Annotated in this window: 21 protein-coding genes; 19 read left to right on the forward strand and 2 right to left on the reverse strand. The window is 58.5% G+C overall.

Annotation, left to right across the window (positions count from 1 at the left end; all coding sequences use genetic code 11):
• The first annotated feature begins 64 nt into the window (after positions 1-64).
• From ACWVX6_RS07025 to ACWVX6_RS07090, 14 genes are all read left to right on the forward strand, one after another.
• Positions 65-778 carry a zinc metallopeptidase gene (locus ACWVX6_RS07025; RefSeq protein WP_455152742.1) on the forward strand — a complete coding sequence of 238 codons (714 nt, stop codon included), beginning with the start codon at positions 65-67 and terminating at the stop codon, positions 776-778.
• Entirely contained in the window at positions 768-2,114 is a 1,347-nt protein-coding gene (gene rsmB, locus ACWVX6_RS07030) for a 16S rRNA (cytosine(967)-C(5))-methyltransferase RsmB (protein ID WP_455152743.1), read from the forward strand. The genes ACWVX6_RS07025 and rsmB overlap by 11 nt, the downstream gene beginning before the upstream one ends.
• A 123-nt stretch (positions 2,115-2,237) precedes the next feature.
• A complete protein-coding gene (gene rlmN / locus ACWVX6_RS07035; RefSeq protein WP_455152744.1) occupies positions 2,238-3,287 on the forward strand; it encodes a 23S rRNA (adenine(2503)-C(2))-methyltransferase RlmN in 1,050 nt (349 codons plus the stop codon).
• Positions 3,288-3,331: 44 nt separating this feature from the next.
• Positions 3,332-4,084 carry a Stp1/IreP family PP2C-type Ser/Thr phosphatase gene (locus tag ACWVX6_RS07040; protein ID WP_118647658.1) on the forward strand — a complete coding sequence of 251 codons (753 nt, stop codon included), beginning with the start codon at positions 3,332-3,334 and terminating at the stop codon, positions 4,082-4,084.
• 6 nt (positions 4,085-4,090) lie between these two features.
• Positions 4,091-6,190, forward strand: a complete 2,100-nt coding sequence (gene pknB / locus ACWVX6_RS07045; protein WP_455152745.1) for a Stk1 family PASTA domain-containing Ser/Thr kinase — start codon at positions 4,091-4,093, stop codon at positions 6,188-6,190.
• A gap of 18 nt (positions 6,191-6,208) precedes the next feature.
• Positions 6,209-7,108, forward strand: a complete 900-nt coding sequence (gene rsgA / locus ACWVX6_RS07050) for a ribosome small subunit-dependent GTPase A (protein WP_455152746.1) — start codon at positions 6,209-6,211, stop codon at positions 7,106-7,108.
• Positions 7,078-7,734 carry a thiamine diphosphokinase gene (locus tag ACWVX6_RS07055; protein ID WP_117488788.1) on the forward strand — a complete coding sequence of 219 codons (657 nt, stop codon included), beginning with the start codon at positions 7,078-7,080 and terminating at the stop codon, positions 7,732-7,734. The genes rsgA and ACWVX6_RS07055 overlap by 31 nt, the downstream gene beginning before the upstream one ends.
• A 147-nt stretch (positions 7,735-7,881) precedes the next feature.
• Positions 7,882-9,081 (forward strand): pyridoxal phosphate-dependent aminotransferase, encoded by a 1,200-nt coding sequence (locus ACWVX6_RS07060; RefSeq protein ID WP_199667353.1) that lies wholly within the window; start codon positions 7,882-7,884, stop codon positions 9,079-9,081.
• A gap of 302 nt (positions 9,082-9,383) precedes the next feature.
• Positions 9,384-10,814: an adenylosuccinate lyase gene (gene purB / locus ACWVX6_RS07065; RefSeq protein WP_118761034.1), complete on the forward strand. Its 1,431-nt coding sequence runs from the start codon at positions 9,384-9,386 to the stop codon at positions 10,812-10,814.
• 330 nt (positions 10,815-11,144) lie between these two features.
• On the forward strand, positions 11,145-13,535 hold the full coding sequence (secD, locus tag ACWVX6_RS07070; RefSeq protein ID WP_455152747.1) for a protein translocase subunit SecD: 2,391 nt from the start codon (positions 11,145-11,147) through the stop codon (positions 13,533-13,535).
• 175 nt (positions 13,536-13,710) lie between these two features.
• Positions 13,711-14,166: a transcriptional regulator NrdR gene (gene nrdR / locus ACWVX6_RS07075; protein WP_116704615.1), complete on the forward strand. Its 456-nt coding sequence runs from the start codon at positions 13,711-13,713 to the stop codon at positions 14,164-14,166.
• A gap of 58 nt (positions 14,167-14,224) precedes the next feature.
• Positions 14,225-14,815 (forward strand): HD domain-containing protein, encoded by a 591-nt coding sequence (locus ACWVX6_RS07080; RefSeq protein WP_455152748.1) that lies wholly within the window; start codon positions 14,225-14,227, stop codon positions 14,813-14,815.
• Positions 14,816-14,918: 103 nt separating this feature from the next.
• Positions 14,919-15,164, forward strand: coding sequence for a hypothetical protein (locus ACWVX6_RS07085; RefSeq protein WP_117752359.1), 246 nt, complete (start codon positions 14,919-14,921; stop codon positions 15,162-15,164).
• Positions 15,161-15,427: a phage holin gene (locus tag ACWVX6_RS07090; protein WP_455152749.1), complete on the forward strand. Its 267-nt coding sequence runs from the start codon at positions 15,161-15,163 to the stop codon at positions 15,425-15,427. The genes ACWVX6_RS07085 and ACWVX6_RS07090 overlap by 4 nt, the downstream gene beginning before the upstream one ends.
• 250 nt (positions 15,428-15,677) lie before the next feature.
• Here ACWVX6_RS07090 and hisC read toward each other — a convergent pair whose 3' ends face one another.
• Positions 15,678-16,736, reverse strand: a complete 1,059-nt coding sequence (hisC, locus tag ACWVX6_RS07095; RefSeq protein WP_455152750.1) for a histidinol-phosphate transaminase — start codon at positions 16,734-16,736, stop codon at positions 15,678-15,680.
• Positions 16,737-17,043: 307 nt separating this feature from the next.
• Here hisC and ACWVX6_RS07100 point away from each other — a divergent pair, with 307 nt between their 5' ends.
• On the forward strand, positions 17,044-18,294 hold the full coding sequence (locus tag ACWVX6_RS07100; protein ID WP_455152751.1) for a replication-associated recombination protein A: 1,251 nt from the start codon (positions 17,044-17,046) through the stop codon (positions 18,292-18,294).
• A 215-nt stretch (positions 18,295-18,509) separates the two neighbouring features.
• Here ACWVX6_RS07100 and ACWVX6_RS07105 read toward each other — a convergent pair whose 3' ends face one another.
• Positions 18,510-19,448 carry a S1 RNA-binding domain-containing protein gene (locus ACWVX6_RS07105; RefSeq protein ID WP_455152752.1) on the reverse strand — a complete coding sequence of 313 codons (939 nt, stop codon included), beginning with the start codon at positions 19,446-19,448 and terminating at the stop codon, positions 18,510-18,512.
• A gap of 120 nt (positions 19,449-19,568) precedes the next feature.
• Here ACWVX6_RS07105 and ACWVX6_RS07110 point away from each other — a divergent pair, with 120 nt between their 5' ends.
• The 4 genes from ACWVX6_RS07110 (at position 19,569) to ACWVX6_RS07125 (ending at position 24,693) form a co-directional block, all read left to right on the forward strand.
• Entirely contained in the window at positions 19,569-19,808 is a 240-nt protein-coding gene (locus tag ACWVX6_RS07110) for a FeoA family protein (protein WP_455152753.1), read from the forward strand.
• Positions 19,805-21,652, forward strand: a complete 1,848-nt coding sequence (feoB, locus tag ACWVX6_RS07115; RefSeq protein WP_455152754.1) for a ferrous iron transport protein B — start codon at positions 19,805-19,807, stop codon at positions 21,650-21,652. The genes ACWVX6_RS07110 and feoB overlap by 4 nt, the downstream gene beginning before the upstream one ends.
• A gap of 306 nt (positions 21,653-21,958) precedes the next feature.
• On the forward strand, positions 21,959-24,331 hold the full coding sequence (locus tag ACWVX6_RS07120; protein WP_455152755.1) for a diguanylate cyclase: 2,373 nt from the start codon (positions 21,959-21,961) through the stop codon (positions 24,329-24,331).
• Positions 24,332-24,345: 14 nt separating this feature from the next.
• A complete protein-coding gene (locus ACWVX6_RS07125) occupies positions 24,346-24,693 on the forward strand; it encodes an Hpt domain-containing protein (protein WP_455152756.1) in 348 nt (115 codons plus the stop codon).
• Positions 24,694-24,933: the final 240 nt, after the last annotated feature.

A 24,933-nucleotide genomic window follows, 5' to 3' on the forward strand; every position in this document is an offset into this window, starting at 1 on the left:
GTGAAGAACAGAGAGGACGTAAGTTCCAATCTTCAATTCTCCGCTCCGGTATGGAGGTTTTCTTATGCCTTATCATGGTTACTACTACGGCATTGACATGTACTACATCGTACTGGTTCTGCCGTGCGTTTTGTTTGCATTCTGGGCGCAGAACAAGGTAAACAGCACGTTTAACCGCTACTCGCGGGTGCAAAATCTGCGGGGACTGACCGGCGCACAGGCGGCGGAGGCGGTGCTGCGGTACAACGGCGTGTCCGGCGTGCGCATTGAGTACGTTTCCGGCAAGCTGACCGACCATTTTGACCCGAGAAGCAATGTTATTCGCTTATCGAGTGCGGTGTACTCGTCCACGTCGGTGGCGTCCATCGGCGTTGCCGCGCACGAGGCAGGGCACGCTGTGCAGTACGCCATCGGCTATGCACCGATCAAGCTGCGCGCGGCGATCATCCCGCTGACGCAGTTCGGCTCGATGGCGGCGATGCCGCTGCTGATCCTCGGCCTGATCCTTAACACGAGCACGCTCGTCACGATCGGCATTGCGGCGTTCGGTCTGTCCACGCTGTTCCAGCTGCTGACCCTGCCGGTGGAGTTGGACGCGTCCCGCCGCGCTTTGCATACCATTCAGCAGAACGGCCTGCTGACCGCAGACGAGTACCCGATGGCGAAAAAGACGCTCACGGCGGCGGCGCTGACCTATGTTGCCGCGCTGGCGACCTCGCTGGCACAGCTGCTGCGTCTGGTGCTGATTTTTGGAGGAAGAGACCGCAATGATAGATAAACGTCCCACAACACCGCGTGAGGTGGCGGCATTCTCGCTGTTTTCCATGGCAGAGGAGGCTGCTTGGTCGGACGGTGCGCTGCACCACTATTTATCCCGCGCGGGACTGGACAGCCGCGATGCGGCGCTGGCCTCGCGGCTGACCTACGGCACGGTGCAGAACCAAATTTTACTGGACTGGTATCTGCGGCACTTCTCGAGCGTGCGGCTGAAAAAGATCGCGCCGCGTGTGCTGGCGTGCCTGCGGATGGGTCTGTATCAGCTCATCCTGATGGATAAGATACCGGCGCATGCGGCGGTTGCCGAGACGGTCGCGCTGGTCAAGCACTACGGCCACGCAAATGACCGCACGGTCGCCTTTGCCAATGCGGTGCTGAGAAATGCCGCAAATGCGGCGCAAAACGGCTCTTTGCCGCGCCTGAACTGCCCGGATAAGGAAAGTTACTACGCGCTGCAGTACAGCCACCCGGAGTGGCTCGTGCGCCTGCTTTCCGAGCAGTACGGCCAGAAGCTGACGCAGAAAATCTGTCAGGCGGATAACGCGGACGCGCCGATTTCGGTGCGCGTGAACACAATGAAATGCACGCCTGCCGAGGCTCAGGCAGAGTTGGAGGCCGCCGGACTGACCGTGCAGCCGCACGAGGCGTTCCCGGAAATCCTGCTGTGCAGCGGCGGAGACGCAGCCGCGCTTCCGGCGTTTATCGAGGGCCGCGTGACCGTGCAGGACGCGGCAAGCGCACTCGCGGCGGCGGTCGCTGACCCGAAACCGGGCAGCACCGTGCTCGACTGCTGCGCGGCGCCCGGCGGCAAGAGCTTTGCCATGGCTGAAAAAATGCAGGGGAAAGGCAGCGTCACCTCGTGCGATATTTACGAGCACAAGCTGAAGCGCATCCGCGACGGCGCAGCCCGCCTCGGACTGCCAAATATCCGCACCGAGCTGCAGGACGCATCGGTCTGCCGCGAGGAGTGGAAGGACAGCGCGGACGTTGTGCTCTGCGATGTACCCTGCTCGGGACTGGGCATTATCCGCAAGAAACCCGAAATCCGGTTCAAGAATCCGGATGAAATCCGGACTTTGCCGGAGATTCAGGCGAGAATCCTTGCAAACTGTGCACAGTATGTAAAGAAGGGCGGCACGCTCGTCTACTCGACCTGTACCATCCTGCAGCGGGAAAACGAGGACGTTGTCCGCGCGTTTCTCACCGAAAACCCGGAGTTTGAAGCGGTTTCGTGGACGCATCCGGTCTGCGGAGAGAGAGCAGACGGTATGGTGACGCTGCTGCCGCCCGTTCACAATACGGATGGATTTTTTATTGCGAAAATGCACCGGAAGTGATACCGGAACCGCAGGGCGGGGCATCCCGCCCTACGGTATATTTGTTAAACGGTTATAATAAATTAACAATCGGCGGAACATTCTGCCATATAAGAAACAAGAGAAGATTTGAAGGAGAGACACATGGTCGAAATCAAATCCCTTACAATAGATGAACTGAAAAGCGCCCTGAAGGAAATGGGCGAAAAGCCGTTCCGTGCGGGACAGATCTTCAAATGGCTTCACGAGGGTGTGGAGTCCTTTGAAGAGATGTCCAACTTATCCAAGGACTTACGGGCGCGTTTGGCGGAAAATTTCCTGCTGACCGTACCGGAAGTCGCCCGCAAGCAGGTGAGCCGCGTTGACGGCACGGTGAAATACTTATGGCGTCTGCGGGACGGCAACTGCGTGGAGTCCGTACTGATGCACTACGAGCACGGCGTGTCCGTCTGCGTTTCGACGCAGGTCGGCTGCCGGATGGGCTGCAAGTTCTGTGCGTCGGGACTCAACGGACGCACGCGCAGTCTGTCCGCAGGCGAGATTCTGGACGAAATCCTGTTCATGCAGAAGGACAGCGGCGAAAAGGTCTCCAACATTGTGCTGATGGGCACCGGCGAGCCGCTCGATAACTACGACAACGTGCTCAAATTCCTGCATCTGGTGAGCTGCCCGGAGGGAATCAACATCGGACAGCGCCATATCTCCTTGTCAACCAGCGGAATTGCTGATAGAATAGAGATGTTAGCACGGGAAAAGCTGCAGATCACGCTGTCCGTATCGCTGCACGCGCCGGATGACGAAACACGCTCGTCCATCATGCCGGTGAACGACGCGTATCCGGTCGAGCGCCTGATGAAGGCGTGCCGGTACTATTTCGACACCACCGGACGGCGTATTTCCTACGAGTACATGATGGCGCGCGACAAGACCGACCGCCCGTGGCAGGCCGACCTGCTGGCGAAGCTGCTGAAAGGAAGACCGGCGCACGTCAACCTCATTCCGCTGAATGAGGTGGCGGAAAGTCCGCTGAAGCCGTCCAGACCGGAAACCGTCTGCAGGTTCCAGCAGGCGCTCGAGAAGCGCGGCGTTACCGCGACCGTGCGGCGCAAGCTGGGTCCGGATATTGATGCGGCCTGCGGTCAGCTCCGTCAGCGACAGCTGAAGGAGGACGGAAAGAGCAGTTCTCGTGATTAACTTGAATATTCTCACATATAAACACAATCGAAGGAGGTTGTGAAATGGAATATTTCGGCTTGACCGATAAGGGACGGGTGCGCCCGACCAATCAGGATATTTTTCAGATCGAAGCGCGGGAGGACAACCGGACCGCGCTCCTCGTCGTGTGCGACGGCATGGGCGGTGCAAATGCGGGCAACGTAGCCAGCCGCTTTGCCGCGCAGAGCTTTATCGAGTCCGCGGGTGACGCTTTAAGCGGCACGCTGGACGAAACGGCTCGGCAGAACCTGCTGACGCAGGCGCTCAAGCAGGCGAACGAGACGGTTTTCTCTCTGGCGGGCAGACAGCCGGAGTTCCGCGGCATGGGCACGACCCTGGTTGCCGCGCTCATTCAGGGCGACTGCGCGACCGTTATCAACGTGGGCGACAGCCGCGCGTACCGCTTTGACGGCGAAGCCATGCACCAGATCAGCGAGGACCACTCCTATGTGGAGGAAATGCGCCGCCGCGGCAAGATCACCGAGGCGGATGCGCGCACTCATCCGCAGAAAAACCTCATCACCCGTGCGGTAGGCGTGGAGCCGTGTGTCGAAGGCGACCTGTTTGAAGTGCGCCTGAACGAAAAGGACATGCTGCTGCTCTGCTCGGACGGTCTGACCGGCATGGCGGAGGACAGCCGGATCGCGGAGGTGCTGGCAAACGCGCCGACGCTCGAGCTGGCCGGTGACGCGCTGCTGCAGCTGGCGCTTGACGGCGGCGGCCGCGACAACATCACCGTTGCGCTGTTCACCCTCGGTAAAAAGCAGGGAGCGTGACGTACTATGGATAAATATATCGGCAGTATGCTCGGCGGACGCTATCAGATTGAGGAAATCGTTGGCGTCGGCGGCATGGCGGTCGTTTACCGGGCGCGGGATACCATTCTCGGGCGCGATGTGGCACTCAAGGTGCTCAAAAAAGAGTTCGCGGAGGACCCGGATATCCGCAAGCGGTTCTCCATTGAGTCGCGCGCCGTTGCCAAGCTGAGCCACCACAATATTGTTTCCGTGTTCGACGTCGGCAGCGAGGACGGCACGGATTATATCGTTATGGAGCTGATCGAGGGCATCACCCTCAAGCAGTATCTGCAGCGCAAGGGCCATCTGTCGTGGGAGGAGACCATTTTCTTCGCTGAGCAGGTTGCCCGCGCACTCATGCACGCACACTCGCGCGGCATCATCCATCAGGACGTTAAGCCGCAGAACGTTATCATCCTGCGGGACGGCACGGCAAAGCTGACCGATTTCGGCATTGCCTCGTTCGCTGCCGCGCAGGAGACCCGCGTGGTGCAGGAGGCCATCGGCTCGGTGCACTATATCTCGCCGGAGCAGGCCAAGGGCAGCAAAATCGACTACCGCACCGACCTGTACTCGCTCGGCGTGATGATGTACGAAATGCTGACCGGCAAGCTGCCGTTTGAGGGCGAAACCGCGCTCCAGATCGTCATGCAGCACATCAATGAGGTGCCGATCATCCCGAGTGCATTTGTGCCGGGCATTCCCAAGGGCATGGACGACATTGTCATGCACGCCATGAGTGCGAATATCAGCCGCCGGTACGAGTCCGCGGAAAAGATGTACGAGGACATGGAGGTGCTCCGCTCGGACCCGAATGCACGCTTCCACTATGTAGCAAGCGAGGACAACTCGGGCGAGACGCAGATCATCGGCGCGGACATTCAGCGTGCGGCGCGCCGCAGTGCGGCAGAGCATGAAGCCGCTTCCGTTGAGGGCGCAGCTGCGCCGCGCACCCGCACACGCGCGCGGACCCGCACCCGCACCGGTTTCCGCAGGAAGGAGCAGGATGAGCCGGACGGCTTTTTTGAAAAGCTGGCCGAGCGGCCCGGAATGGCGGTCGGCATGGCGGTCGGCGTGATTGCGGTGATCAGTCTGCTGCTGGTCGGCATTCTGATGATCACCGGCAGCAGCGACAAGTCGGAGAAGATTATCGTGCCCGACCTCATCGGACGCAATATCGACGAAGTGATGGCCGACCCGGATATAACCGACAACTTCACGGTAAAGGAAGCGACCGAACGGCAGGAATCCGACCGTCCAGTCGGTGAGATACTCGAGCAGAACCCGAAGGCCGACGGTAAGAAAAAGGCAACCAAGGGTACGATCATCACGGTAACGGTGTCCTCGGGCGGCGAAAACGTCAAGGATACCTACAAGGTGATCGACTTTACCGGCAAGACGCTCGATTATGTGCAGGCGGCGCTGGCGTCGCACGATATCAAGTGCGAGGTCGTTGAGGAATACAGCGACGACGTGGAGGAAGGCAAGGTCATCCGCACCGACCCGGAGGCGGGCGCCGAGCTGGAAAAGGGCGCGACGCTGACCGTCTATATCAGCAAGGGCAAGCAGAAGGACGATAACGAAAACGTCTCCGTGCCCGGTCTGCTCGGCATGACAAAGGACGCGGCGGAAAAGGCCCTGACGGAAAAGGGTCTGTCCATCGGCTCGGTGAACGAGGTCGAGAGCACCGCTGAGGCCGGTTCGGTCGTATGGCAGTCGCAGGATGCGGGCGCGGAGGTCGCAAAGGGCACTGTCGTCAACATCCAGATCTCCAAGGGCAAGAGCACATCGAACAATAACTCGCCGGATAATAACAGCGGCGGCAATTCCGGCGGTCAGGACAACGGCGATGGCGACTACGACGATACGCCGAGCCTCGGCAGTGCGACCATTCCGGTTTCGCTGCCGGACAACACGGATACCGCGCACGTTATCATCTATGTGGACGGCGTGATCCAGTATGACGACACCTGCAGCACGAGCGGCGGCAGCACGTCCATCTCGGTGAGCGGCTCGGTGGGCGACCATGATGTTACGGTCAGCGTGGACGGTTCGACTACCTCGCAGACGTACACATTCAGTTAAAAAACGGAGGAATTAAGTTTGATCGAAGGGATCATTCTGAAGGGCATCGGCGGTTTCTACTATGTGGATACCGCCGAGGGTCTCATTGAATGCAAAGCACGCGGACGGTTCCGCAAGACCGTGGGCAAGCCTATTGTCGGGGACCGTGTGACGCTGGAAATTCAGCCGGAGGACGGCACCGGCTATCTGCAGACGATCGCGCCGCGCAAGAACAGCCTGATCCGGCCGGCTGTGGCGAATCTGGATCTGGTCGTTGCCGTGGCGAGCGCGGCACCGCCGGTAACCGACCCGTTCCTGATCGACAAGGTAACGGCGATCGCGGTGCACAAGAACATGGACGCACTGGTCGTCATCAACAAGACGGATGCGAATCCGGGTGACGAGCTGTATGAAACCTACCGCAGAAGCGGCATCGAGGTGCTGCGCGTGAGCGCGCACACCGGCGAGGGCATTGACGCACTGCGCGAACGCATCTGCAGCAGGGTGAGCGCGTTTGCGGGCAACTCGGGTGTCGGCAAGTCGAGTGTGCTCAACCGTCTGGACAGCTCGTTCGGCGCCGAGGTCGGTGCGATTTCGGACAAGATCGGCCGCGGCAAGCACACCACCCGCCATGTGGAGCTGCACCCGATCGAAGGCGGCGGCTATATCGCGGACACGCCCGGCTTCTCCTCGTTTGAGACCGAGCAGATGGATTTGGTGCTTGCCGAGGATCTGCAGTACGCATTTCCGGAGTTCGAGCCGTACATCGGGCAGTGCAAATTCACCGGCTGCGCGCATGTCAAGGAGAAGGGCTGCGCCATCCTTGCGGCGGTGGAAAACGGCGAAATTGCGAAAACCCGTCATGAAAGCTATGTAAAGCTGTACGAAAGTGTAAAGGATCTGAAGGAATGGGAACTTACCAAGGGCGGCACGCGCTGATTTTTGCGGCTGCACCGGAAACCGATTACGGTTACATCCGCGCGTTTCTGCGCGAGCATCCGTCCGCGCTTGTTGCGTGTGCGGACGGTGGCCTGCGGCATGCGCGGGCGCTCGGTCTGCATCCGGATTTCATGATCTCCGACCGGGATTCCATGACCGAGGTGGAGGGAGAGGACGTTATCCTCTTGAAGCCCGAAAAGGACGATACGGATTCGCAGAGCTGTCTGCGGGAGGTGTTCCGCCGCGGCTGCCGCGAGGCGACGCTCGTGTGTGCGACCGGCGGGCGCATCGACCATATGCTGGCAAATCTCTCGCTGCTTGAGGAAGCAAAGACGCTCGGCGGCCACCTGACCATCCTCGATCCGTACAACCGCGTTGAGCTGCATCAGGGCGGACGGCAGGAATTCATCATGCCGGAGACGTTTACTTACTTCTCGGTCGTGCCGATGGACGCGGTGCTCGAGGGCGTGACCATCGAGAATGCAAAATATGAATTAACGAACGGCACGGTTACCCGTGTCGGCATGATCTCCACCTCGAACGAGGCAAAACCGAACAGCCGCTTTGCCGTCACGATTGAACGGGGAACGGCTCTGATTATCTTCTCGCGCGACCGTGTTTTGTGAAAATTCCACACCTGACCCGCCAATATCGGCGGGTTTTTTTATTGTGACGATTTTGCAATTTATTAAGTCAGGACTTGCAAAAATAAGTTCGCAGGCATATAATAAAAACACATGATAACTGATGAGAGATATAAGGGAGTGCTGAGCATGGCATTGAAGCCGATTTCCAAGATTGCAGCAGGTGTGCAGGCGTCCACGACGCTGGCCATTGATTCGCTGTTCAAGCAGATGAAGGCAGAGGGCAAGGACGTTGTCGGCTTTGGTGCCGGTGAGCCGGATTTTCCGACGCCGGAGCACATCAAGCAGGCCGGTATCGAGGCAATTGAGAACAACCAGACCAAGTACACGCCGGCAGCCGGTCTGATGGACCTGCGCAAGGCAGCCTGCTACCGTCTGAAGGAGGACTGCGGTCTGGACTATGAGCCGACGCAGATCGTTGTGGCTTCGGGTGCAAAGCACTCGGTTTATATCGCGCTGATGACGCTGTGCAACCCGGGCGATGAGGTCGTTATCGCGGCTCCGTACTGGGTAAGCTACTCCGAGATGGTAAAGCAGGCAGGTGCAATCCCGGTCATCGTAGCCGCAACCGAGGAGGCGCACTTCAAGATCACCGCAGAGCAGCTGGATGCCGCCATCACCGACAAGACCAAGGTGTTCATGCTGAACTCTCCGTCCAATCCGACCGGCATGGTATACACCAAGGCCGAGCTGGAGGCGATCGCTGAGGTTTGTTGCCGCCATAACATCTACGTTATCGCGGATGAAATTTACTGCAACCTTGTATATGATAACAATGAGTTCGTTTCGTTCGCTTCTCTGGGCGAGGACGTGAAGGAGCGCACCATTCTGGTCAACGGCGTGTCCAAGAGCTACGCGATGACCGGCTGGCGTATCGGCTACAGCGCGTCCAATCCGCAGCTGGCCAAGGTAATGGCGAACTACCTGAGCCACTCCACCTCTGCACCGTCCACCATTTCCCAGCAGGCGGCTATCACTGCACTGACCGGCCCGCAGGAGGATATGCAGGTGATGAAGCAGGCGTTCGAGCAGCGCCGCGACCATCTGGTAGAGCGCATGAACAAGATCGAGGGCGTTTCCTGCATCAAGCCGGAGGGCGCGTTCTATGTTATGATGAACATGAAGGGCTTCCTCGGCAAGACCATGTACGGCAAGGTCATCGAGAGTGCCGAGGACTTCGCGCAGCTGTTCCTTGAGAAGGGTCTGGTTGCGACCGTTCCGTGCACCGCATTTGCCGCGCCGGGCTTCGTCCGCTGGAGCTATGCGACCTCGCTCACCGAGATTGACAAGGGTCTCGACCGCCTCGAAGCGTTTATCAAAAACGCGTAAGCATTCGTAATTCTGAGCAGCACTCTGAAAAGGGTGCTGCTTTTTGGTTTCTGCACCGAACCTCTGGGGCACTTGAACCGCGCAGGCGGTGCAGGAAAAAGGGGAGGACGCAAAATCTAACGGCGAAACCGCTGCAAACTTTGTTTATTGCTACAAGATAGCGCAAAACCGGTCGGTTTTGCTTGAAATGACCGGTGTAAAGTGTTAAACTAAAATCGGACTGTTATGGAAGATTAGATACCATCCAAGTCCGTTATTTCGTTATAATTTGGATAAAATACACACCGGAAAGGACGAATAACATGAACAACGTGTACGAAAGCCCGCTTTCCTCGCGCTACGCTTCCCAGGAGATGCTCTACACCTTCTCCTCGGATATGAAGTTCTCCACCTGGCGTCGGCTGTGGCTGTCGCTGGCTAAGGCGGAGCTGGCGCTCGGTCTGCCGATCACGCAGGAGCAGGTGGACGAGATGGCCGCGCACCTGACCGACATCGACTACGATGTGGCTCGTCAGCGCGAGAAGGAGGTACGCCATGACGTTATGGCGCACGTTTACACCTTCGGCAAGGCGGCTCCCAAGGCGGCCGGCATTATCCACCTCGGCGCTACCAGCGCGTATGTCGGTGACAATACCGACATCATCCAGATCCGCGAGGGTCTGCTGCTGGTTCGCAAAAAGCTGGCGACCGTACTGGACAAGCTGGCGCAGTTCGCGGACGCGCACAAGTCCCAGCCGACCCTCGGCTTCACCCACTTTCAGCCGGCACAGCTGACCACGGTCGGCAAGCGCGCTACCCTGTGGATGAACGAGCTGCTGATGGATTTGAACGAGGTAGAATACCGCATCGAAAACCTGCGCATGCTCGGCAGCAAGGGCACGACCGGCACGCAGGCGTCCTTCATGGAGCTGTTTGACGGCGACGAGAGCAAGGTTAAGGAGCTCGAGAAGCGCATTGCCGATGATTTCGGCTTTGCAGGCGTGGTTCCGGTCTCCGGCCAGACCTACTCCCGCAAGATCGACGCGCAGACGCTCGCAACGCTCGCCGGTATCGCAGAATCCGCTTCCAAGTTCGCAACCGACCTGCGTCTGCTGCAGCACCTGAAGGAAGTAGAGGAGCCGTTTGAGAAGAACCAGATCGGCTCGTCCGCCATGCCGTACAAGCGCAACCCGATGCGTTCCGAGCGTATTTGCGCACTGGCGCGCTACGTCATCTGCGACAGCCTGAACCCGGCGTTCACCTCGGCTACCCAGTGGTTCGAGCGCACGCTCGACGACTCTGCGAACAAGCGCATTTCCGTGCCGGAGGCATTCCTTGCCGTTGACGCAATCCTCAACATCATGATCAACGTCGTTTCCGGTCTGGTCGTTTACCCGAAGGTCATCGAGGCGCACGTTATGAACGAGCTGCCGTTCATGGCAACCGAGAATATCATGATGGACGCCGTAAAGCGCGGCGGCAACCGTCAGGACCTGCACGAGCGCATCCGCGAGCACTCCATGGCTGCGGGCAAGCGCATCAAGGAGGAGGGCCTCGAGAACGATATGGTTGACCGCATTGCCGGTGACCCGATGTTCGGTATGACCCGTGAGCAGATCCTCGAGCACCTTGACCCGTCCGCTTATATCGGCCGCTGCCCGTCTCAGGTAGACGAGTTCCTGAACGAGTGTGTTCGTCCGGCGATCGCACCTTATCTGACCGGTGAGGACGTAAAGGTAGAGATCAACCTTTGATTCGTTTCAGATCACAGTCTGAAACGAGATAGGATGTACCGCACATGGCGCGGATACATCCCGGGCGCATATTTGCGCGTCGCACGCGGCACATAAATATGATTACCGGTATAAAAACCGGTGCTAACCTTGCGCGGCATTAAAAAGCCGCGCTGCACAGGTACATGCCCCACGGTTTTTATGAATATCCCGCGCAGCGGGATATTCTATTGCACACGCGCCACAGGCGCGGAATTGTTATACAATATGTGCGGAATGATTGACTTTTTGGCTATTATGCTGTATACTAAATCAGTTGTGTAACAAAAAAATTAAAGGAGGCACTTGCAAGTGAAAAAGAGTGTAACTTCCTTTATCGCGGTCATGCTGATCATCATTTTCCTCGGCGTGACGGCGGTAACAGGAGTGTACATTCCGGGCGGCTGGACCATGCCGTTCCGGAACACGGCAACGTCCGACACGTCTGCGACGGATACGAGCGATACCTCGTCTACCGACAGCAGCGCAGACAAGGCGGACAACAAGGCAGACAGCACGGATGCGTCTGCTGACACCTCTGCTGACTCGGCTTCGACCGATTCCGCAGACACGACAGACTCCGGTCTGAAGGCCATCATCCCGAGCGTACTCGATACCGACAACGGTATCCGTCTGGGTCTGGATCTGGTCGGCGGCTCCCGTATCGTATACGAGGCCGAAATCCCGGACGGCTACGACACCAGCAACCTGTCCGACGACATGAACTCGGTACAGAAGGTCATCCGTCAGCGACTGACCGGTAAGGGCTTTACCGAGGCTACCGTATCCCTCAGCGGCGACAACCGCGTAACGGTCGAAATCCCGCAGATCACCAACCCGGAGGAGGCCGTACAGACCCTCGGCACCACCGCACAGCTCACCTTTGTTGATGCTGACGGCAAGGAGTGGCTGACCGGCTCTGACGTTAAGAAAGCTACTTACGGCTATGGCCGCCCGACCGGCAACGAAGTTGCGGATACCCATTATGTAGAGGTACAGTTTACCTCTGAGGGCAAGCAGAAGTTTGCTGAAGCGACCGAGAGCATCGCGGCTCGCACTGACGGCACCAACGTGATGGCTATCGTCATGGACGATCAGGTTATTTCCGCACCGTCCGTTTCTTCCAAGATCGACAGCGACAGCTGCGTAATCTCCGGCTCGTTCACCCGCGACAGCGCGACCGAGCTGGCAAACCTCATCAACGCAGGTCAGATTCCGTTCTCGCTCAAGCAGGTAGAGCTTCGCTCTGTCGGCCCGCAGCTCGGCGCTGATGCGATGAGCTCCAGCCTGAAGGCAGGTATGATCGGTCTGGTACTCGTTATGCTGTTCATGATCATCATGTACCGCATTCCGGGCTTTGTTTCCTGCCTGGCTCTGTGCTTCTACATGGTTATCGAGGCGCTGCTGTTCAGCCTGATCCGCGTAAACCTGTCCCTGCCGGGCATTGCAGGTATCATCCTGTCCATCGGTATGGCGGTTGACGCAAACGTCATTATCTTCGAGCGAATCAAGGAGGAAATGGCTGCCGGCAAGACCGTCAAGAGCGCCATTGACTCCGGCTTCAAGCGTGCATTCACCGCAATTCTGGACTCCAACATCACCACCCTGATCGCGTGCGGCGTGCTGTTCTTCCTTGGCACCGGCACGATCGTCGGCTTCGCTACCACGCTGGGCATCGGTGTTATCGTGTCCATGTTCACCGCGCTGACCATCACGCACTTCCTGCTCAACCGCATGGTGGATTTCCACATCCGCAACCCGAAGGCTTACGGTCTGCGCGAGCGCAAGGAAGAGAAGAAGCATTTCCCGATCCTCAAGAACTTCAAGATCTTTGGCGGTATCTCTGTCGTACTGGTCGCTACCGGCCTTGTCGCGCTGATCCTGCTGCCGTTCGGCAAGAACCTGTTCAACCTGAGCATCGACTTTGCCGGCGGTACCGAGATGGAGTTCAACATGCATACCGCTGTTACGCAGGATATCCAGACCGAGGTCAGCGATCTGTTCAAGGACGCAACCGGTGTGGACGCATCCTCTGTAACCTCCTCCGGTGATGGCAACGAGGACGTGCTGATCCGCTCCACCTCGATCGATTCCGAGCAGCGTGCTGCCGTGATCGACAAGATGCTGGAGAAGTACAGCCTTGCTGATACCGATATCCTCAACAACAACGACGTATCCGCTTCTGTCGGCAGCGACCTGCAGCGTTCGGCATTCATCTGCTCGATCCTTGCAATCCTGCTGATGCTGGTGTACATCACCTTCCGCTTCGAGCTGACCAGTGGTCTGGCTGCGATCTGCTGCCTGGTTCACGACCTGCTCGTTATGCTGAGCGTTTACGTTCTGCTGCAGATTCCGCTCGACAGCAACTTCATTGCTGCTGCACTGACCATCCTCGGCTACTCCATCAACGCGTCCATCATCGTATTCGACCGCGTTCGTGAGAACCTTCGCACCGCGCGCAAGGAGCCGTTCGAGGTCATCGGCGAGAAGAGCATCTGGCAGACCATGGGCCGTACCATCAACACCACGCTTACCACGCTGTTCACCATCGGCATGGTATACATCCTCGGTGTTCCGTCGCTCAAGCAGTTCACCCTGCCGCTGATCGTCGGTATCCTGGCCGGCGGCTGGTCGTCCGTTATGCTGTCTACCGGTCTGTGGGGCTTCTTCCGTAAGAAGTTCCGCCGCCGCCGCAAGATCTAACGACTATCGAAAAGGCACCCGTTCGGGTGCCTTTTTTGCGTCCGGAGGGCAGTGCAGGAAAAGGTGCCGCTTTATCACAATAAAAAATTGACTTAACAGCACCCCGCGTAGTATAATAACAGCAGACAGATAACAAACCACGCGCGTGAAGCGGTGTTCACAAGGGGGAAGTACGATGAAGTGCCCATTTTGCAGCTTTGAAGACAGCAAGGTCGTGGACTCCCGTCCGACGGACGAGGGTACCAGCATCCGCCGCCGGCGTGAATGTCTCCACTGCGGAAAACGCTTTACCACCTACGAGACGGTGGAGCGCATGCCGCTTATGCTGATCAAGCGCGATGGCACTCGGCAGGCGTATGACCGCCAGAAGCTGCTCAACGGTCTGGTGAAGGCGTGCGAGAAACGCCCGGTTTCGCTGATGCAGCTGGAACAGATCGTCGATCACGTCGAGCAGAAGCTGTTCGGCTCGCTCGAAAGCGAGGTCTCCAGCAAGGTCATCGGTGAGCTTGTCATGGAGCAGCTGCGTAAGGTTGATGAGGTCGCGTATGTGCGGTTTGCCTCGGTCTACCGCCAGTTTAAGGACATCAACACCTTTATGGAAGAGCTGAACACGCTCCTCAAAGATAAATAATTCGGCGGGTATGGCGCAGGCTGTACCCGTTTTTTCATATCGAAAGGAAGATGGATTTATGGACGAACGGCTGCAGAAACAGCTGAATTTCATTCTCGAGATCGACAAGGAGAAGAACATTTTCCGGCAGACGCATCTCTCCGGCCACGGCCGCCGCGAGAACGACGCCGAGCACGCATGGCACATGGCTGTCATGGCGTACCTGCTGCAGGAATATTCCAACGAGCCGGTGGATGTGGCGCGCGTCATGCTCATGTGCCTGCTGCACGATGTGGTGGAGATTGACGCAGGCGACACCTACGCCTACGACGCCGACGGCCTGAAGACGCAGAAGGCACGCGAGGACGCGGCAAAGCAGCGCATTTATTCGCTTCTGCCAGACGACCAGAAACGCGGGCTGATGGCTGTTTTTGACGAATTTGAGGCCGACGAGACCGCCGAGGCGCACTTTGCCCACGCGATGGACAATCTGCAGCCGCTCCTGCTCAACAACAGCAACGGCGGCAGCGACTGGGCCGACCACGATGTGACCGCAAAGCAGGTCTACGGCCGCCAGAGCCGCACGGAGAAAGGCTCGGCGTACCTGTATAAGCTGACGGATACCATTCTGCAGGCGAACATCAAAAAGGGTGCGCTCAAAGAGAAATAAAAAAATAAGAAGAATTTTCGACCGAGTTGACCATTCGTGGTCAATTTTCGCCGCCGAACGGCGTATAAGTGCAGGCACTTATGCGAAGCAAGGAGGTGAAAACGTGTCAGCTGAGATCATCATTGCGGGACTGAGCCTGCTGGGGACGCTGGCGGGCACGGCCGGCGGCATTATCGTCTCCGGCAAGCTGGTCAATTACCGCATCGAGCAGCTTGAAAAGAAGGTCGAAAAGCACAATAACCTCATCACCCGAACCTTCAGGCTGGAGCAGGCAGTCGCGCTGCTGGACGAGCGTGTCCGCGTGGCTAACCACCGCATCAGTGATTTGGAAAAGGAGGAAGTCGAGTGAACTGGAAGGTGCGATTCAGGAATCCGGTGTTCTGGGTGCAGATCGTCATGAGCGCGTTCGCCGCAGTGCTGGCATATGCCGGTCTGACCGCCGCTGACCTCACCACCTGGGAGAGCGTCGGCGCGCTGCTCTGCAATGCGGTGCGCAATCCGTATTGTCTGCTCCTCGTGCTGTCGAGCGTGTGGAACGCCGTCAATGACCCGACCACCAAGGGCATCGCGGACAGCGAACGGGCAAGAAAGTACGATATGCCGGGTGAATAGACAAAAAATCCCTCTCGTTGAGAGGGATTTTTCGTTATCAAGCGATTAGCACGCGCGTAACCGTAGGGGCGACCAGTGGTCGCCCGAATCAAACGATATGCAAGCGGCGTTGCGTGGAAGCACACTGTGCTCCCCTGTGCAGACCGGTTACAAACGGTGCGCCGAGGTCGTACCCCAGGGCACCTTCTCTTGCGGCGTTGCCGCAATTCACCTTGTCGCACCCTACGATGGCATATTCAGAGAGATAAAATTAGAGCAGGATTTCTTTCAGTGCTGCAATCAGCTTATCCATCTGCTCATCTGTGCCGACGGTGATACGCAGGTAATTATCAATGCGCGGCAGCTTGAAATAGCGGATAAAGATACCCTTTTCGCGCAGGGCGGCGAAGATATCCGGCGCTTTCTTCTCCGGGTGGGTGACAAACAGGAAATTGGTCAGCGACGGCAGCACGGTAAAGCCGAGCGCCCGCAGCGCCTCCGCCGAGCGGTCACGGGTGGTGCTGACCTTGCGGCAGGTCTGCTGGAAATAATCCTCATCGCGGATGGATGCCTCACCGACGGCAAGTGCGATTGCGTCCATCGTGTACGAGTTGTACGAGTTTTTCACCGCCTCAAGCGTGGAAATCAGCGTCTCCGAGCCGAGCGCGTAGCCGATGCGCATGCCCGCGAGCGAGCGCGACTTGCTGGTCGTCTGCACGATGAGCAGGTTTTCGTACTTGGCAAGCAGCGGAACCGCGCTCTGCGCGCCGAAGTCCACATACGCCTCGTCGATGATGACAACGCAGTCCTGATTGTGCTGCAGCAGGTCCTCGAGAAACTCGAGCGACACGCCGCGGCCGGTCGGCGCGTTCGGGTTCGGCAGCACGATACCGCCGTTCGGCTTGTCGTAATCGCGCACATTGACGCAGAAATCCTCGTCAAGCGGCATGTTTTCGTACGGAATGCGGAACAGGTCGCACCAGACCGGATAGAACGAGTAGGTGATGTCCGGATAGAGGATGGGCTTGTCCGAGCAGAAGAACGACTGGAACGCCAGCGCAAGCACATCGTCCGAGCCGTTGCCGAGGAATACCTGCGTCGGCTGCAGGTCAAACCGTTCTGCAATAGCGGTTTTGAGTGCTTTTGCGTTCGCATCCGGGTAAATCGCGAGTTTTGCGGTGTCAAACGTGCGCAGAACCTCGGTTACGCCCGGCGCGGGCGGGTACGGGTTCTCGTTGGCGTTCAGCTTGATGATATCGGCGGTTTTCGGCTGCTCGCCCGGCACATACGGGTCGATCTTGCGCAGCTTATCGAGAAAAGGCTTGTCCATGGGAAGACCTCCTGTGTTCGTTTTCTTTGATGGGGATAGTTTATCATAATAAAGCGATAAAGTCAAGTCCCGTTTGTGAATCAGGGTAGAGTGTGGTATAATTTTTACATACATCAACACTTGAAATGATATACCGTAGGGCGGGGTGCCCTCACCCCGCCGTTCCCCAAATGAACCGTTTGTTTTCATGGCGGATACAGGGGTTACGGTTTACAGGATATCCGTTGTTTTTAGGTATGCATTCCGGTTTATACGGCGGGGTGAGGGCACCCCGCCCTACGGAGAAGATTATGATTGAGGGAAGAAAATGTACCAACCTTTAGCAGACAAAATCCGTCCGAAGACATTGGACGATGTGGTCGGGCAGCGGCATTTACTAGGCGAAAACGGCCTTTTGCGCCGCGTCATTGAAAGCGGCAGCATCCCGAACCTGATATTTTACGGGCCGTCCGGCGTGGGCAAGACCACGGTCGCGTCCATCATCGCGCAGCAGACCGACCGCAAGCTGTACCACCTGAACGCCACCACGGCGGGCATCGCGGACATCAAGGCCATCATCGATGAGCTGGACACGTTCCTCGCGCCGAACGGTGCGCTCGTGTACCTCGATGAGATCCAGTATTTCAACAAAAAGCAGCAGCAGAGCCTGCTGGAGTTCATCGAAACCGGCAAGATCACGCTGATTGCGTCCACAACGGAAAACCCGTATTTTTACATCTACAACGCGATTTTAAGCCGCTGCACGGTATTCGAGTTCAAGCCGGTCGAGGCGGCCGATATGCGCCGGGCGGTGGAACGCGCGTTGAAACTTGCAATGGGAGAAGATGCAAAGCCGGTCGAGGACGGCGTGGCGGAGTACATCGCGCAGGCGGTCGGCGGCGACGTGCGAAAGGCGCTCGGCGCGGTCGAGCTGCTGGTCTCCGGTGCGGGGGCGGACGGCATCACGCTCGCGGACGCGCAGCAGGCGGCGCAGCGCTCGAACATGCGATACGACCGCGACGGCGACAGCCATTACGACATCCTGTCGGCGCTGCAGAAGTCCGTGCGCGGCTCGGACCCGGACGCGGCGCTGCATTATCTCGCGCGGCTGCTCGAGGCAGGCGATATGATCTCTGCGGCGCGGCGCATGCTCGTTATCGCGAGTGAGGATATCGGTTTGGCGTACCCGCAGTGCGCCGCCATCGTCAAGGCGTGCGTGGACAGCGCGTTCCAGCTGGGATTGCCCGAGGCGCGGATTCCGCTTGCGGAAGCGATCATTTTGATGGCAACTGCGCCCAAGTCCAACAGTGCCATCAATGGTATTGATGCCGCCATTGCCGACATTCGGGCGGGCAGGGCAGGCGATATTCCGGCGCACCTCAAGGATGCGCATTACGGCGGCGCAAAGAAATTAGGCCGCGGCCTGACCTATCAGTATCCGCATATGTACCCCAACCATTGGGTGCAGCAGGAGTATCTGCCCGAGGAGCTGCGCGGCGCACAATACTACGAATACGGCCCGAATAAGACCGAACAGGCCGCGAAAGCGTACTGGGATAGAGTGAAGAATCAGAAATGATTAAAATGGAAAATGGAGAATGAGACGTGAAGGTTTCATTCTCCATTTTTTCATTTGCGTGGATTGCCTTTGGTACGTTTTTCGTAGGGCGCGACAAGGTGAATTGCCCAGCAGGGCAAGAGATGGTCCTCTGGAGGATGACCTCGGCGCGCCGCATAAACCGTCTGCACACCGTCACAAACGGCGCGCCGAGTCGTCGCGCCTTACGGCAGCGGTTATCCAAATATAGTTTCAACAATTTTTTTATCGCACCCAGCCGGCGTATACGTCCACTCCTCAATATGTCCGTCCGTGATGAAATACCGTGGCGGTGTCGGCGCGTCATACGGCGAGAGAACGTCGATGATGGTCAGCTTTACCTTCATCCGCTGCGGCAGGATGGACTTGATGTACACGGATACCGCCATGCCGGGCCGCAGGTCCGCGCGCGGCTCCGCGAGACCGGACAGGTTGGGCGTAAGCTCGATGAACACGCCGTACGGCTCGATGGAGCGGACAACGCCGCGCACGGTCTCACCGACGGAGAACAGCGCCGCGTTCTGCGCCCATGTGCCGAGCAGCTCGCGGTGGGTGAGTGAAATTCGCCGGTTTTCCGGCTCCACGGTGCGGACAGCGGCCAGAATGGACTGCCCGACGGTCAATCGGTCGCTCGGGTGGCAGATGCGCGACACGGACAGATTTTCGATGCCGATGAGCGATGGCACGCCGCAGCCTGCGTCCACGAATGCGCCGAACGGCTCCAGATGCGTTACACGCGCCGGAATCACGTCACCCGGACGGAGGGAATCGAGCATCCGGTCCTGCGCCTTCTGCTGGACGATGGTGCGCGACAGCCACGCTGTGGGCGGGTCCGTGCTCTCGTCGATATCGGTGACGACGAAGCAGGTGGGCTTGCCTACACGCGACAGGATGGCAATCTCGCGCGTGTCGCCCTCCGCCACGCCGAGCGCGCAGGATACGCGCGGCAGGATGCCCTGTGCGATGCCGAGGTCGAACAGCAGGTCATGCGCGGCGGTGCACCGCTGTGCGACAGCTTCCAGAATGCGTCCCTCGTCCTGCGCCTGCCGCAGCGCGCCGAGCGTGGAAAATGCCTGCCGGACCGCAGGCTGTACCATGTAGCTGCCCTCGGGCAGATAGGATTCGCTTGTTTTCATATGCAGCCGAGCCTCCTTTGGGGTCTGCCTTACTATATGTGCAGGCAGGGTAGAGTAGCACCAAATTTCGCAAAAGTGCATAGTCTGTAAGCAGAAATTATGGATAAGGGGCTGATTGGAATGGCCAATTCGGCAAATATTTCGCTGTCGGCGCTGCGGGACGGACAGCGGGCGCGGGTCGCAGCGCTGCATCTCAGCGGCGGCATGCGGCGGCGCGTGCAGGATTTAGGGTTAGTGCCGGGCACGCGCGTAACCTGTGTGCGGCGTGCGCTCTCGGGCGACCCGATCGCGTACCGGATACGCGGCGCGGTGGTTGCTCTGCGTAAAGGCGATGCCGCTCAAATCGAGGTGCAGCCATGAGGCGCACCGTGGCGCTGGCGGGCAACCCGAACGTCGGCAAATCGACCGTGTTCAACGCCCTGACCGGCAGCCGCCAGCACACCGGCAACTGGAGCGGAAAAACGGTCGCGTGCGCCGAGGGCAGGCTGCGCGGCGGCGGTCTGACGCTGACCGACCTGCCGGGTACTTACTCGCTGCGGGCGCACTCGGAGGAGGAGCGTGCCGCGCGGGAATTTTTGGTTTCGGGTCAGGCGTGCGCGGTGGTGCTCGTGGCGGACGCGGGCTGTCTGGAGCGCAGTCTCATCCTCGCTTTGCAGGTACTGGAGGTACAGAAAAACGCCATTCTGTGCCTGAATCTCATGGATGAAGCCGCGAAAAAGGGCATTGAGATTGATGTTGCCGCGCTCGAGCGGGAGCTTGGCATACCGGTGATACCGTGCGCCGCACGGCAGGGAAAGGGTCTGCACGCGCTCGAAGCCGCGATACGCCGAGCGGCGGCAGGCGAAAATGAAACGCACCCGACCGCCATCCGCTATCCGGCGATGGACGAGGATTTGACGGAGGAACAGAGGGATGATATTGCAACCGCAGCGGCGGCACTCCGCGCGGAGGAGATCGCGCTGACGTGCGTCAGACAGCCGGAATGCGCCTGCGCGCGGGATGACCGAGCGGACGATGTGATCCTCAGCCGGAGGCTCGGCGTGCCGCTCATGCTTTTGCTGCTCGCAGGCGTGTTTTATATCACTCTATTCGGCGCAAACGTACCGAGCGAGTGGCTGAGCACGCATCTTCTGGCACTCGGCACGCCGTTTGCGGGTGCGCTTGCGAAGCTGGGACTGCCGCCGTTTTTCGTCTCGATGCTGACCGACGGGCTGTGGCGCGTACTGGCAACTGTTGTCTCGGTCATGCTGCCGCCGATGGCGATCTTCTTCCCGCTGTTCACGCTGCTCGAGGACGCAGGCTACCTGCCGCGCGTGGCGTTTCAGCTTGACCACGCCTTCCAGTGCGCGAGAGCGAGCGGCAAGCAGAGCCTGACCATGTGCATGGGTTTCGGGTGCAACGCCTGCGGCGTGACAGGCTGCCGCATCATCGACTCGCCGCGGGAGCGGCTGATCGCCATCCTCACCAACAGCTTTGCGCCGTGCAACGGACGGTTTCCGCTGCTTATTTTCCTGTGCTCGGTGTTTTTCGCGGGCAGCGCGGCAGGCGGCGCGCTGCTGCTGACCGGCGTCATCGCGGCAAGTGTTGGCTTGACGCTGCTCGTGTCTCGCATGCTCTCGGCAACGGTTTTGCGCGGAGAGGCGGTGTCGTTTGCGCTTGAGCTGCCGCCGTACCGCATGCCGCAGATTGGGCGCGTTATCGTGCGCAGCGTGCGCGACCGGACGCTGTTCGTCCTTGCGAGAGCCGCCGCCGTGGCGGCTCCGGCGGGCGTGCTCATCTGGCTGCTCGCCAATGTGCAGATAGGGAATACCGCTATCCTGTCGCACATCACGGCATTTTTAGACCCGGCAGCGCGGGTGTTCGGGATAGACGGCGTGATACTGCTTGCGTTTATCCTCGGCTTTCCGGCGAATGAGCTGGTCATGCCGCTCATCGTGATGGGCTACCTTTCATCCGGCACGATCGCCTCCGGCGTGGACTTTGCCTCCTTCCGTGCGCTGCTGCTGGCAAACGGCTGGACGGTGCAGACCGCGCTCTGCACACTGGTGCTCACTGTGGCGCACGCGCCGTGCTCGACAACCTGCCTTACCATCCTGCGGGAGACGCGCAGCGCAAAGTGGACACTGGCGGCGGTGCTGATTCCTGCGGGAATCGGGCTTGCCCTTTGCATATTGATACACTGCATGTTTACACTGACAGGCTGAAAAGCAGGCGAAAAGTGCGGTTTTTTTTTTTTTTTTTTTTTTTTTTTTTTTTTTTTTTTTTTTTTTAGGGTAAACCGTATAAAAGTTAAAAAAATATGCATTTCCGAAACAAAACAGCTTGCATAAACCTGCAAAGAATGTTATCATACTAATGGATTCTTTTAGCATTATCCCTGCCGGGTTTCTGCCCTGCAGACCTCGGCTTTTATGCATGCAGATGCATACAGGAACACAATTTGTTTTATGCGGCCTGTGATCAATCAATCACGGCATCTATTGCTTGACCGGCAGGAGGTTTTAGCACGAATGAAAGAAAAAAGCACGATTCTGATCGTAGATGATTCCGAGCTGAATCGCATGATCTTAGCCGATATACTTGGTGACGAATACAATTTTATCGAGGCAGAAAACGGCGCACGCGCGATCGAGCTGCTGCGGACGCACACCGATATCGACCTTATCCTGCTGGATATGGCCATGCCGGAGATGAACGGCTTTGACGTGCTGACCGCGATGAACAACAACCGCCAGATCGAGGATATCCCGGTGGTGATGATCTCGGCGGAGAACGGCATTGAGCACATCGAGCGCGCGTACGACCTCGGCGTTACCGACTATATCAGCCGCCCGTTCGACCGCATGGTCGTCCGGTGCCGCGTGGTCAACGCGCTGATACTGGCCGCCAAGCAGAAGCGGCTGATGCGGCTTGCCGCCGAGCAGATTTACGAAAAAGAAAAGATCAGCGACCTGATGATCAATATCTTCAGCCATATTGTCGAGTTCCGCAACGGCGAGAGCGGCCCGCATGTGCTGCACATCCGCATCATCACCGAGGTTCTGCTGAATCGTCTGGTGCAGAAGACCGACCGCTATGCGCTGACGCAGGAGGATATTCAGCTGATCTCCAATGCGTCCGCCCTGCACGATATCGGCAAGGTCAGCATTCCGGATGAGATCATCAACAAGCCCGGCAAGCTGACAAAGGAAGAATTCGAGATCATGAAGTCGCACACGACGGTCGGCGCGGATATCCTGCACAGCCTGCCGTTCTCCAATGAGGAGCCGCTGCTCAAGACCGCATACGAGATCGCGCGCTGGCACCACGAGCGCTATGACGGCCGCGGCTATCCGGACGGTCTGACCGGCGAGGCGATCCCGATCGCGGCGCAGGTCGTTTCGGTTGCCGATGTGTACGACGCGCTGACAAGCGTGCGCTGCTACAAGCCCGCGTATGACCACGAGACCGCCCTGCGGATGATCGTAAACGGCGAGTGCGGCACGTTCAATCCGCTGCTGCTCGAGTGCCTGCTCGATGGGTCGCTGCAGCTCAGGGAGCGTCTGCTCGAGGCAAACGAGGGATATACGCACACCACGGCGCGCACACAGCAGCTTTCGACCGAAATGATGCTCAAGCAGGCGACGCCGCAGGTCGGACGCTCGATTCAGGCGCTCGAGACCGAGCGCCTCAAGACCGACTTCTTTGCCAGGCAGTCCTGCGGCATTCAGTTCGACTATGACGCGGCAACGCATACCATCTCTGTGACAGACCACACGGATACGCTGCCGTTTACCAGCCGCCTGTATGATACGGAAAAATTCACGATATTCAGCAAGGATGACCTGAACCGCCTGGAAAACGCGCTGTCTGCCACCACGCGGGATGCTCCGGATGTCAGCATGCCGATCACCCTGCGGTTTCAGGAGGTCGGCTGGGAACACGAGTACATGCTCGCGGCCCGTGCGCTCTGGTCGAGTGACGCCCAGCCGCGGTATCTCGGCGCTGTCGGTCAGTTCCGCGAGATGCAGACCGATATCATGCTGCCGGAGATGGAGCTGCCGGATTCCGGCGCTGTCACCGGCAGGCAGCTTGTGGATTCGATGGAGAGCATGAGCCGCATTTTTGATGTGGTGCGGCTGGTTGATCCGAAAAAGGGCGAAGTCCTGCAGCTGAATGCGGACGGCACGTTCTCGGACAGCGTCCAGCCGTGCTTTCCGGTGTGGAATCACGGAAAGAGATGCAGCAGATGCATTGCCTGCCGCTGCATGGAGGACAAGACGCGCATGAGCAGGCTGGAGCTTACCGACGAGTGCGCGTATCAGCTGATTTCGCGGTATCTGATCGTGGACGGACGCGAGTGCGTGCTCGAGCTGGGCAGCAGACTCAGCGACAGCGTTTGGGTGACGAGCGGCGGACGGCGGTTCCGGCTGGATGCCTCGCACGGAGAGGATTTTTATCTGGACCCGGTGACGGGCGCATACGGGCGCCGCTACCTCGAGGACCAGCAGCCCGAGCTGGAAAAGGCGGAGGCGCTGGCGGTGATCGACATTGACCACTTTAAGCAGATCAACGACGAATACGGCCACCTTGCGGGCGATGCGGTGCTGCGGCACGTTGCGAATGTCATTCTCTCGCGCGTCAACACAGCGGACACACTCGTCCGCTACGGCGGCGATGAATTTGTGCTGCTGCTGGCGCATATCCCGCCGGAGAAATTCCGTTCGACACTCGAGCGCATTCGGGGAGCCGTGTATACGACCGAAATCCCGCAGTACGAGAATATCCACCCGACCGTCAGCATCGGCGGTGTGTATCAGGTGCATCCGCTGGTCGATGCCATCCGCCGGGCGGACAAGCTGATGTACTGGGCAAAGCAAAAGCGCAACAACGTACAGACCTGAGGAGGAGTACATACATGAATCTGGAAGAGTTTTACGCACAGATCGGCGGCGATTATGCGGACACGCTGCAGCGCCTGTGCAATGAGAGCATGGTGAAAAAGTTCGTGAAGAAGTATCAGGGCGACCCGACCTGCGCCGATCTGCACAACGCGGTTCTGCAGCAGGACTGGGAAGCTGCCTTCCGCGGTGCGCATACCCTCAAGGGCGTAGCACAGAACCTCGGCTTTGAGCGGCTGTATCAGGTCAGCGCTGTGCTGACCGAGGCCATGAGAGGCAATAAGCCGCTCGAGGACAGGAGCCTGCTCGACGCTGTGGAGCAGCAGGATGCCGCAATCCGCAGAGCGATTTTGGAGCTTGAGTAAAAGCAAAGGACGAACCGTTGGGTTCGTCCTTTTGAGACTGTCGAAAAACTTCGTTTTCCGAACAGTCTCTCGCTCGAAACCACGCTTTCGAGCGAAACCGAAGAAAAACCGCGCCCTACGGGCACATTTTTTCTTCCCTTGTATAAATTCCGAGATACACAAGGTGAATTGCCGCATAGCGGCAAGAGAGGGTGGTCTGGACCATGCTCCCGGAATTTATGAATTTGCTTCGCAAATTCT

Source organism: Butyricicoccus sp. (assembly GCF_977037065.1).